The organism is Bacteriovorax sp. HI3 (assembly GCF_059738875.1).
On sequence record NZ_AP026946.1, the window covers coordinates 2140832 to 2151815 of the forward strand.

Annotated in this window: 14 protein-coding genes; 2 read left to right on the top strand and 12 right to left on the bottom strand. The window is 42.0% G+C overall.

Annotated features, from left to right (window positions below):
* Positions 1 to 6: 6 nt before the first annotated feature.
* The 7 genes from AC6JA8_RS10600 to AC6JA8_RS10630 all read right to left on the bottom strand — a co-directional run bounded on the left by AC6JA8_RS10600 (position 7) and on the right by AC6JA8_RS10630 (position 5411).
* Positions 7 to 1284, bottom strand: a complete 1278-nt coding sequence (locus AC6JA8_RS10600) for a hypothetical protein (RefSeq protein ID WP_497973767.1) — start codon at positions 1282 to 1284, stop codon at positions 7 to 9.
* Positions 1285 to 1291: 7 nt separating this feature from the next.
* A complete protein-coding gene (locus AC6JA8_RS10605) occupies positions 1292 to 2275 on the bottom strand; it encodes a hypothetical protein (RefSeq protein ID WP_497973768.1) in 984 nt (327 codons plus the stop codon).
* A gap of 73 nt (positions 2276 to 2348) precedes the next feature.
* Entirely contained in the window at positions 2349 to 2972 is a 624-nt protein-coding gene (locus tag AC6JA8_RS10610) for an Hsp20 family protein (protein ID WP_497973769.1), read from the bottom strand.
* A 1-nt stretch (position 2973) separates the two neighbouring features.
* Positions 2974 to 3285 carry a hypothetical protein gene (locus AC6JA8_RS10615; protein WP_497973770.1) on the bottom strand — a complete coding sequence of 104 codons (312 nt, stop codon included), beginning with the start codon at positions 3283 to 3285 and terminating at the stop codon, positions 2974 to 2976.
* Between the two features lie 81 nt (positions 3286 to 3366).
* Positions 3367 to 4077: a BamJ family beta-barrel-assembly machinery protein gene (gene bamJ, locus AC6JA8_RS10620; RefSeq protein ID WP_102243802.1), complete on the bottom strand. Its 711-nt coding sequence runs from the start codon at positions 4075 to 4077 to the stop codon at positions 3367 to 3369.
* Between the two features lie 77 nt (positions 4078 to 4154).
* A complete protein-coding gene (locus AC6JA8_RS10625; RefSeq protein WP_497973771.1) occupies positions 4155 to 4904 on the bottom strand; it encodes a 5'-nucleotidase, lipoprotein e(P4) family in 750 nt (249 codons plus the stop codon).
* 18 nt (positions 4905 to 4922) lie between these two features.
* Positions 4923 to 5411 carry a ribonuclease H family protein gene (locus AC6JA8_RS10630; RefSeq protein WP_497976883.1) on the bottom strand — a complete coding sequence of 163 codons (489 nt, stop codon included), beginning with the start codon at positions 5409 to 5411 and terminating at the stop codon, positions 4923 to 4925.
* Positions 5412 to 5641: 230 nt separating this feature from the next.
* Between AC6JA8_RS10630 and AC6JA8_RS10635 the strand changes: the two genes are divergently transcribed.
* Both AC6JA8_RS10635 and AC6JA8_RS10640 read left to right on the top strand, forming a co-directional pair.
* Entirely contained in the window at positions 5642 to 6136 is a 495-nt protein-coding gene (locus tag AC6JA8_RS10635) for a 6-pyruvoyl trahydropterin synthase family protein (RefSeq protein WP_497973772.1), read from the top strand.
* Between the two features lie 9 nt (positions 6137 to 6145).
* Positions 6146 to 6832 carry a M14 family zinc carboxypeptidase gene (locus tag AC6JA8_RS10640; RefSeq protein ID WP_497973773.1) on the top strand — a complete coding sequence of 229 codons (687 nt, stop codon included), beginning with the start codon at positions 6146 to 6148 and terminating at the stop codon, positions 6830 to 6832.
* An 8-nt stretch (positions 6833 to 6840) separates the two neighbouring features.
* Here the strand turns inward: AC6JA8_RS10640 and AC6JA8_RS10645 are convergent, their stop codons facing one another.
* The 5 genes from AC6JA8_RS10645 to rbfA all read right to left on the bottom strand — a co-directional run bounded on the left by AC6JA8_RS10645 (position 6841) and on the right by rbfA (position 10984).
* A complete protein-coding gene (locus AC6JA8_RS10645; RefSeq protein WP_497973774.1) occupies positions 6841 to 7653 on the bottom strand; it encodes a hypothetical protein in 813 nt (270 codons plus the stop codon).
* Between the two features lie 64 nt (positions 7654 to 7717).
* The gene (locus AC6JA8_RS10650; RefSeq protein WP_497973775.1) at positions 7718 to 8569 is read right to left on the bottom strand and encodes a ferredoxin; all 852 of its coding nucleotides are present in this window, start codon (positions 8567 to 8569) and stop codon (positions 7718 to 7720) included.
* A 119-nt stretch (positions 8570 to 8688) separates the two neighbouring features.
* Complete coding sequence (locus AC6JA8_RS10655) at positions 8689 to 9567, bottom strand: transporter substrate-binding domain-containing protein (RefSeq protein WP_497973776.1); 879 nt, start codon at positions 9565 to 9567, stop codon at positions 8689 to 8691.
* 78 nt (positions 9568 to 9645) lie between these two features.
* Positions 9646 to 10614, bottom strand: a complete 969-nt coding sequence (locus AC6JA8_RS10660) for a hypothetical protein (protein WP_497973777.1) — start codon at positions 10612 to 10614, stop codon at positions 9646 to 9648.
* Positions 10615 to 10621: 7 nt separating this feature from the next.
* Positions 10622 to 10984 (bottom strand): 30S ribosome-binding factor RbfA, encoded by a 363-nt coding sequence (gene rbfA, locus AC6JA8_RS10665; protein ID WP_497973778.1) that lies wholly within the window; start codon positions 10982 to 10984, stop codon positions 10622 to 10624.

The following is a 10984-nucleotide window of genomic DNA, read 5'->3' on the forward strand; positions in this document are numbered from 1 at the left end:
TCCTTCCTACGGCAAGTTCACTGAGAACTCGACCGAAGGCAAGCTCTGAGAGCCGCTGCTTGATCCTGGTGCATTTAAACTTGAATAGGCGACAACTTTAAAGAACGTCGAGCCTTTTAATAAATTCGTCATAACTACTGAGGTCGGTGAAAGCGGACCACTAACGTAAGGGACATCTACATAAGTCGCCGTGCCCACATCAAAGCTTGAAGTGCGACTGTAATAAACGCGGTATCCCCCACCTGCTTGGTTAACTGCTTTTTCATGATTAGCACTCCAGCTAATTTCCACTGAAGGCGCAGGGCCCGCATAAGTGTAAGCAACTAAAGCTGATGAACATGCACTTGTTCCAATGATGTTGGATGAGTTCGTGTAAAAGCTGTAAGTTCCTACCGCCAGGGTCGAAACTGTAATTTGCACCGACGTTGTCGTGGCATAAGCGCTTCCCACCACACTCGAGCAACCGGCGTCAGTATAAAGATAAACAGTGTCTCCATTGGCCACACCATTGGCCAAAATAGTTGGAGTTGCCGAATAGTTTGGTGTTGTCGTTGGAGCATACAAAGAAAGCATTGAAGCCGTATTTGGCATAACTCCAGTGTACTCATACATTAAAAGCGCACTCGAACACGTCCCTGTTCCCAAAGAATTTGTACTGTTGCTATAGAACATATGCGTTCCAGGCGCCAGAGGGTTCGTAGTAATCGTGGCACTCGTTCCAGTGGCCACTGCACTTCCATAAGACAGGGTACAGCCCGAATCGATATAAATATTGGCCGTCTCTCCAGATAAAAGCCCAGTCAACTGAATCGTCGGGGTTGAGTCGGTGCTTGGGGATGAGGCCGGTGAAAGAAGAGTCATACCCGTTGCCGTTTTAGGCGCCACTCCCAGGTATTGATAAGTCAAAAGGGCCCCTGAGCATGTGCTGCTTTCAAATTGATTCGTGCTTTTTGTATAAAGAGAATAGGTTCCCACACTCAACGTAGATAACGTCACAGAGACAGTTGAGGCCGAAGCCACTCTTGAACCAACGATAGCGCTACAAGATGAATCGCGATAAATTTGCACCGTCTCGCCCGAGACAACGCCAGAAACCTGCACCGTAGGAGTTGAAACAAATCCTGGCGAGCTCGCAGGATTTACCAAAGTCATCGACGTCCCCGTTGTCGCTTTAATCGGCGATCCTCCAGGGGTATTAAAAGTAAAACCACCAAGTTTAGTGGTCTCCGGCTTACAGGCCGCAAGTATAATGAGTGAGGTCAATAGTAGAAAATTATTTTTCATAAACACTCTATTTAAAATAATATTTCACGCCAAAGCTCAGGTAGTTGTTGTTGTAACCCATTCCCGTCTTAAAATCTGATCCACTTGAATCAGAAAACGTCATGCTTTTTTTCCCCATGTACTCAAATCCTAAAATCCCGGCAATCGCCCAGTGAGAATTTAAGTGATACTCTAACCCCGCTTCCAGCAAGGCCGCAGGAGAAAGTGAGCTTTTTAATTCATAAGTTGAAATCTCATCCGTCATCGTCGACGTCATCATCGAGACACCCAGGTAAAGAGCAACCATCGGCTTCCATGTTCCGTAGTCAAATAAGAACTTGTAGCCAGCATAGAAATTTTTAAACGAGTCTTCATAAGTCCACGACCCGTTTTGTGAAATCCCCGTGTTTACATCTGTCAGTGAGAGCGTATCTGATTTTTGCCCGTTCAATAAACGAACCTTAAAGGCCAGGAAACGTTCTTGCTTAAGTTTATAACCAAACCCTAAAGATAAAAGCATTCCTGCTTTATAAGAACTCTCATTCGCACTTCCCCAGCTTACCGGGTTGCCTGAGGATGAAGTCGGAAAAATACTATTGTAGTCTTCACCGACCGGAGCATCGTCCATCATTTTCACAATGCCACTTTCTACTTCGAGATAAAATTTATAGGAATTAAACTTTTCTTGCTCAGTGTATTGGCGAGCTTCTTTTTTAAACTCGTGACCATTTAGACGATTTTTGACTCGTCTGGCATCCACTGAAACCACGCAACTTTCTTTAGTCACATAAATGCGTTCGTCTTTTTTAAACGCGACCATCGCAGGATTCTTTGGAAGTCTTCTAATTTGTAAAACGGTATCAGAAAATGGCGAGCTATCGACAACTTCGAGTTTGCCATTGTTTAAAATTTTTAGCTCACAGCTTTTGAGATTGTTGAGATAATAGACATCTTCAGCAAAGACATTTGCCGAGAGAAAAACCATAAGCCCTGCAATTAAAATCCTGGTCATCCATCTATTATCCGCTAAATGGAAAACCATTCAAGTAGGAATAGATGGACACCTCTTATCGCGCCTAAAAAGACTAGATTTTCAGGTCATCACTCCCGGGCACAACAGGAATGCGGTCATTCTTTGGAGCTTGAGTCTCCTTTACTTTGACCTTTCCAGCGGGCGCTGAAGCCTTAGAAGAGCTCTTACCTGCAGTTAAACGCTTGAACTTAATCAAAACTTCACCATCTTTATTTTCAAATTCTGGATTTGTTTGATCGATATCATCAGGTAAAGAAAAACTGCGCTCAAAGCTGGTCTTTCTAGTCGACTTATTTTTCCCTGTCCCTTGAGTGGCAACAACGTCCCCTTTAATTTTGATCATACCTTGCTCAATTTTAATATCGAGTGGATGATCTTTGGCCTGCTGGACTTTAAGTTTTAAAATTTTTTGTGTGTCCGTCACCACCCAGTCGTACTGCCCGATGACAGGTGATTCAAAATCAGACATGTCAAAATCAGGGCCGGCAAAACGTTTCATCATTTCGCGCATGCGGTTTTCGAACTCACCCATATTAGAATCGTCCATCAGCGACTTAAGCATTTCTTCGCGCGCTTTCATAATCTCATCAATCTGGCGCTGAAACTGATCATCGGCAGATGTTTGAGAAAAAGCATTGGCGCTCATAAGGGCACAGAGTAATATCCATTTTTTCATTTTAGACCTCTACACATTTTATCACATCATAGGCCACAGTCTCATAGGGATGAGCTTTTTTTAAGGCCATAACTGCTTCTTTAACTATAGTATCATCCATCACCATTTCAACCCTAAGCTCTTCAACTTTTTCAACAACGCCCACGTTTCCAATAGTTGGATTTGCTCCCGAGAGGGCCCTAAATTGGCCGACACCTCTGGTTTCAAATGAACATGAATCATAGTTTCCAATCTTTCCGACACCTACTGCAAATAAGGCCGACTTTACTTTTTCTGCTGAGTCTAGTGGTACATAAAAAGTTAACTTGTGCATGAGTTTCTCCTCCAAAAACAAAAAAGCCTCCACTGAGAACATCAGGGAGGCTTCTTTATATTTTTTAGATGAATCTAAAAATTATTTTTTCTTCATTGCTGGAGCAGCTGGAGCTGCAGCCTCTTGTCCTTTTTCAATTCCAAGAAGTTCAACTTCGAAAATCAGAGTTGCACCACCAGCGATTTTCGGTGGAGCACCAGCGTCGCCGTAAGCAAGCTCAGATGGGATAACGAATTTTGATTTCCCACCAACTTTCATAGTTTGAAGACCTTCAGTCCATCCACGGATAACTCTGTTAAGCGGGAAAGACACTTCTTGTTTTCTTTCAACAGAAGAATCAAATACTGTTCCGTCGATTAAAGTTCCATGGTAGTGAACTTTTACAACGTCAGTTTCTTTTGGAGATGGCCCTGTTCCTTCTTTGATTACTTTATAAGCTAGACCAGAAGCAGTTTTAGTTGCTCCTTCTTTGCTTACGAAGTTATTTAGGAATTCAATTCCTTTTTTCTTAATTTCGCCAGCTTGTTTTTCCATTCTAGCTTTGAACATATCCTGGATTTTTTGCTGGTATGCCATTGGATCAACTTTTTGTTTCTCACCTTTAGCAGCGTCTCTTAGACCAGCTGTAAGTGAATCGATTTCAGCGTCAGTCATGTTTAACTGAGTTAAACGTGATCCGAACATTGTCCCGATAGCGTAGAACGTTTTTTCTTCTTCAGTCTTTGGATCCTTTCCTTTAGAACATCCAAAGGCCATTGCCCCAACTAGAGCGAGTAATAGCACCTTTTTCATGATTGTCATTCCTTTGTATGATGGTGAACGATTTTATTTACTCTAATACGTTAATGCCCCTTCGCTTAAAGATCAAGCTAAGGCTCATCTTTTAAAAGCTCAATTCTTGTCTTGTCCGCAGGCAGAGCTCTCTCCCAATCTCCGTACAAAGGATTGGGAAGCATAATAAATCTTTGCCCAAACTCGCTTCTCATTTGATCAACAAGCGCATTGCGCTCCGCAACGCTTTTTTTCTCGAAGGCCTGGTGAAAGTCCGTCAGGTTGTCCCCAACCAGCATCACGATGTCGTACTTCTTGAGCACTTCTTGTCTTCTAGGTTCTTTAGTGTGCTCAGTTCCCATGAGCATTAAGTTTTGTTTTTTAACTGGAAAACCCTGTGCCACAAGATTTGTCATTGTATCGTCATACATATCAACTCTTCTGTTTGAAATGTAGAAAACTTCGACCTGGCGATCAACTAGGAATTTGATGAAATCAAGGGCCCCTGGAATCGCGACCGCTTTTTTTAATTTTACCCAGTCGGCAAAATGGCTTTCTTTCCAAGAAAGACCTTCCTTAATTTCACTTGCTCCACCGTAAGAGTTATCCAGGATTGTTTCATCGATATCAAAAACCACGGCGCGTTTTCTGTTGTGTTTATTTTCCAGCTCGCGTTCAATTTTTTCTTTAGCAATGTTGTAAGCTTGGTAAGTAAGCGCGCGGTACTCGCCACTTGTTTGTTGCCACAAGTAAGCACCGATTTGGTACTCGCGTGGATTAGGTTTGGTTGGCTGTCCTGAGCAAGCGCTCAGTAGAGTTAAAAGCAATAACCCTGTCAGAACTTTCATTATTATCTCCTTATAAAACTAAAAACCCGCCTCATCCAAGGCGTGGTTGCACATTTGATCGCACATTTCATTTTGCGGGTGGCCTGCGTGTCCTTTGACCCAGTGGAAAGTGATAGTGTCAAAACGCGATTTAAGCTGATCGAGTTCGCGCCAAAGCTCCAGATTCTCAGGCTCTTTTCCATCGGCCTTTTTCCATCCGCGGTTTTTCCAGCCTGTCACCCAGCTCGTAATTCCTTCTGTGACATATTTTGAATCGCTATAAACAAAAACCGGGCTCAGTCGGTCTGAAACCCCTTCTTCAATCCATTTTTCAATCAGTCCCTTAAGACCTCTGATGACTCCCTCAAGCTCCATCTTGTTGTTGGTTGTAGGAACATCAACTCCCGAAGATTTTAAAATAATTTCCCCTTGAGCGTCCTGAATCAAGACACCCCAGGCCCCGGGCCCCGGGTTACCTCGGCAGGCCCCATCGGCAAAAACACCATAAGCACTTTTAAGCTCTCTCATCTCATCTGGAAGCGGGAATTTTGAGTCCCAATTTAAGGTCTTGGCCTCTTTGGTATCCGGTAGGTCGTCACTTAACGAGATAAGTTTATCTATTGCTTCCACACCTTCTGGGAATTGGTCAAAAAGCGGGCGCAATTTTTTAAGAGTTTTAAGGACTTCTGATTTTTTCATAGGTTTAAATTCTAGTTTAAATAATACTCTTTTTAAAGCGATTATGTTATCACTTAGGGATGAAAACAGCATTTTCCATTCGCGTCTATAAACAGTATTTCAACTTCGCTTCTTCGCATTTCATGCTTTTTAAGGATGGAACAAGAGAGCCTCTTCACGGTCACAATTACCGCGTCCAGGTAAGAGGAAACGCTCCTGAACTTGATGATGATATGGTTTTTGATTTCCTAAACATCAAGCCGATAGTGAGAAGAATCTGTGATTCGCTGGACCACAAACTACTGATCCCAAAAAATCACCCAAAAATTATCATCGAAGATAAAGAAAAGAATTATAATATTATCACTCCTGATGAAAGTGTCTTCAGCATTCCAAAGACAGATGTTCTTTTAATGCCGATTGAAAACACTTCAGCAGAAAGAATCGCTGCTTACCTTGCTCAAGAAATTAAGAGCGCGGTCTTTGCAGAATATAAATTTGAATTCAACGAACTGGAAATCGAAGTCGAAGAAACACCGGGACAATCAGCGGTGTATACACTTTTGAAGGAATAAGGAAAACGAATGAAATTCATCGAACTGCCACATGGAACGAGTGTTAAGGGTGAAAAAATCGAAGCATGGAAGACGTCTTCTGATGCTCCAAAGTACAACTACATTTTAGGCGCCGTTCACGGCGACGAAGTCGAAGGTGCTCACCTCGCTAAAGAACTTTTTAAATGGCTTAAAGAAAACGACGAACTGAATATGCCAGTTGTTGTTGTTCCCGTTGTGAACGTTGATGGTTATAAAGCTGGAACGCGTGTTAACGCTAACGGTGTCGACCTCAACCGCAACCTCCCTTCAGCTCAATGGTCTCCAGAGGCGCGCGAAGCTAAATACTTCCCTGGAAAAGAGCCTCTTTCAGAACCAGAAAACAGATTCCTGGTTGAACTCTTTAAGAAGTATCCACCAAAATTCATCATCAGCTTCCATTCATGGTACCCGGTTATTAACTATAACGGTGCCTGTAAAGAAGTGGCGGATTTCCTGGCCCAATATAACAAGTATCCAATCGAAGCGGATTTCTTAACTCACCCGACTCCAGGTTCACTGGGAGAATTCGGACCTCAAGAGTTTAAGTCTCCAGTTCTAACGTTTGAATGTCCTGTGCTTTCAGAGACAGTGACTCTTGAGAGTGTATGGAAAGAAAACGAAGAAGCTTTCAAGAAGCTTTTTACGACCAACACCATCGAAACTTTTAAAGCATAATTTACGACTTAGCGAAACGAATGGTTAAAATCCGAAAGGGTGTTAATCATTCGTTTTGAATCATTGGCGTGGACATTTTCAGATAAAGATCTCATCGTTACATTTTTTAAATCATCCGTCACAATCGCTGTCTTTCCGTTGATTTTCCCCTGAACAGACACTTGGCCGCGGTAAGGATTCACTGCCACAATCACCCCATCCAACGATCCACTAACTGCGCGATCACCATAACAATAGCCTTGGAAACAGCCCTTAGCGACTCCTACAGTCTTTAGAGCATAAGTTCCGACACCAGTGTACTTGCTCGTGCCTCCAACGAAGCTAATGGCCACGAGAGAGCTTTTAGAATTCACTCCTACAATCACTCCATCAAAACTTTTATAGACGGCAGAGTCATTGGCGCAATAAGCTTCTACACACCCCTTTCTCACCAGAGAGTCTTTCTGTTGATAGGTTTTAATCACCGAGTATTTATCCGATTCTTTTTTATGATTGATGGCCACACCATCTTTTGAAACACCGACGATAACACCCTCAAGGTTTCCCCCGACAGCTTTGTCATTGACACAAAAATCCCCCGAGCACTCTTTGCCTAAATAGACTTTTGAAATATCAAAAGTGGCCACACCCTTTTTAGTTGTTGATCCACCGGTGAAATCAATGGAGATTTTACTTTTACTGACTCCGACAATACTTCCATCGGCATTATCTGCAATCGCTCTATCGCCAACACAAAAAGACTGCCCCTGATAATTTTCACAGGCAAAAGCTGACGAAAAAAACAGAGAGAAAAAGAGAGAAATAAAAATGAATCCTTTCATAATTTCACCCAAAAAAAAGGCCCTCACATGGAGGGCCTTTCATTATAATATTCAATCTAAAAAGTTAGCCTACTTTCGTAAACTTGATAACTTCAACCGGACAAGCTTCAGCAGCTTCTTGAACTTTTAATCCGTCGTTCAAAGGAGCGCCTGGGCGAATGATACAAGTTGAATCTGTGACTTCGAAAACTTCCGGGAAGATCGCTTCACAAGCGTCACAAACGATACACCCTGGCTCAATCCATACTTTTGAAACTGAAAAGTTTTCAACAGCAGGAGCGGCCGCACCACCGCCAGCAGCTGCACCAGCAAATTCTCCAGCGAACATTGGATTCGTCGCCATCTTAAGTTGCTTAGCTGTCTTTGGAAGTGGAGGTGAAATGAAAGTTCTCTCTGGAATTTCAAATCTTGGTTTTTCTTTTGTTACAACAAACTTGCTCGCTACATCTTCAACAGTTTGTGTAGATTCGTTTCTCTTTGTTACGAAGTCCACTGCTTTGAAAGTTTGCTTATGAGTGACATTGTCTTTTGTTGCCGTTACTTCAACTTCAATCGTTGCTTTATCAAGCGTAGAAGCCGAAAGAATTTTTTTAAGGTTCTCACCCATGTCTACGTCGCGAGCAAAATCAAAGTCTGATCCGTCGAATTCGCGAGTGATATCTACTTCTGTTGGAGATCCAAATGGGTTGAATAAGTGAACGCGAACGCGGTCGAATTTTACCGGCTCAGCATCCTGGTCCCATTTGAAAGCGAATGCAAAACCATTGTCCCCTAAAGTTGATTTTAGGATTTCAATCTTCGGTCTTACAAAAAGAAAGTTCAGGGCACCAGATAGTAAACTAAGTGCTCCAATTCCTACTAATAGCCCGATTCCCATTAAAATCGCCACAGTCATGGCAATGTATGTTGTGCTCACTCAAACTCCAGTCAAATAATCAGTTATTGTATGGGCTTATTTTAACATAAGATTGCGAGATGTTTAGCAAAATGTGAGTGATTTCACACCCTCTCTTTCGACTCGTTGCAAAACCCAAATCAAAAATTATTGATGTCTACCCAAAGCTTCTTATTGCTCAAGGGGGTCGCATCTGGAAGCAGTGGATTATCAATTTTAAAAAGCTTTCTCTTTCTTAGCTTCAGCGCCGAGACTTGGGCCTTATAATACTGGTCAAATAGGCTCTCAAAAGTTCCATTCTGCTGGATAATATCGATTCCTTCTCTCACGCGGGTGCGCAGTTTTCTGCCGTGTTCATTTTTAGGAAACCAGAAGTAAGTTGGCAGCGGATAATAAAGTAAAATATTTTCTTCAATCATCAAGTCCGGCATCTTCTCTTTGCGCTTTTCAATTTCATCGATCACTTCGGTTACCGAACGAGGAAAAGCGGCGAAATCCCCCTTTAAGAGGCCTTCAAAGATTTTGTCATAATAGACCTCAGTTTTCACATTAAAGCCCGCCAACTTCAAAATCTGCACATCTCCCCAACCAGCTCCCTGGCCGAAGGTAATCTTTTTAAGCTCATCAAGAGTATTGATATTTTTAAAGAGATCTTTATTTTTTTTATCGATTAAAAGCACGCGGTAACTAACCAGGCTGCGATCAATTGGAACTCTGATGGGAAGAAATCTTTTTTCAAACTCTTTATTAGTTTCACGAATCATGATGTTGAGTTTGCTATCGCGCTTACTCAATTCGCGCAGCTGCCTTTCCTCAGTCATAAAGACTGAGGCCTTAAGTGAATAAGTTCCATATTTTTTAGTAGTCGCATCTAATGATGCTTTAAGAATACTCCAATGATAATTGTAGCGAACATCCAGAGGTGACTCTGGTGGATGATAGTAGTACACCATCTCAGCATGAGCGATGCTGAGAAAAAGATGCACGAATAATGCAGACAACAGAGTAAAATTTTTCAAAGAAACTACCTTCTGCTACGTATTTAAATACGTAATCATCCCTTAGTTTTACACGGTCATAATAAGTCAGCAAATGAATTACAGAAAAAGTGAAATGGCCAATTGCAAGTTAAAAATCGCGGCCAGCTCTTCGTTCAAAGGACGCGCCAAACCTAAAAGATGTGAGTCCTGATTATACACCCACAATATATTTTGCGATGAAATTAAATCCTGTTCTGGATCATAAACCAATTCTATCAGATCCAATTTTAGTCTCTGACCTTGAAGATATTTAGAGGTTTGTTCACTGGTTAAACGAACTTTATTAAGACGAAGAACCTGATCTAGGGGCCTTCCCCATTTTTCCAGATCAAACATTTCTCCTTTGATTGGCCAATCTTTTTGCCTGATTCCATTGGCAGAGGTGTTTTCTCCAATAGCTGTGCGCTCAAGAATTTGCAAGGCCCCATATCCGCCTAAGAGCTCGGCCACTTCTTCAAAGAAGCTACGAACATAAGTTCCTGAACTCACCGTGATTTCAAACTCCATCTCAGGGTATTCATAACGGCCTATTTTAAAATCTAAAATTTCACGTTTTACTTTTTCTTTTTGAATCAATCGCCCGGCCAGTGCATGTTCGTAAAGTCTCTTACCTTCAAACTTGGTAGCAGACACACTGTGGGGAGCTTGCCAGTACTCCCCTAAAAAATGCTTCGCCAATTTTTCTTCAAGTACTTCTTTGGCCATTTTTTGAAATTCAACAGCAATATGTTTTTCAACATTCACAAGCGCCGTCAGGTCACCTGTGTCCGTTTTTCCGCCGAAAATTCCAACAGCACGATAGGTCTTAGGAAGCAGCTCATGGATGTAATCATTGAGCCTCTGGGCCCCTTGAACGCCGATTAAAAGCACCCCTTCTGCAAAGGGATCAAGAGTTCCGAAGTGCCCGATTTTTCCGAAGTCGTATCCTAAATTTTTTTTGAAATGATGAACGATAGAAAAAGAAGAAGGTCCCACCGGCTTGTAGACATTAAAGACAAGTGGGATTTTCTGATAATCTGTTTTCACTGGGATTTTATTCGTCTGAGCCGTCTTGTTCTTTTTTTAGAAGATCCATGATCTTCTTTTCTTCTTCAAACTGATTGTCGTAGATAAAAGAAATCGCTGGTACGTGCCTGACTTCTAAAACTTTTGCCAACTCTGATCTAATTCTTCCAGTGGCAGAATCAAGTGCTTTTTTTGCATCTCCACGCGTCCCTGAATCATAGGTGTCCCATGAAACAGTAGCATAGCCATAATCAGGAGAGAGTTCAACTTTTGTAATTGAAACTCTTTGCAATCTTGCATCGCTAATAGAGCTACGTAGAAGGCCGTTGATTTCATTCAACAGCCTTTCTTCGTATTTTTCTTTTTTAAAATTGTTCGTTTTCTTTGCCAT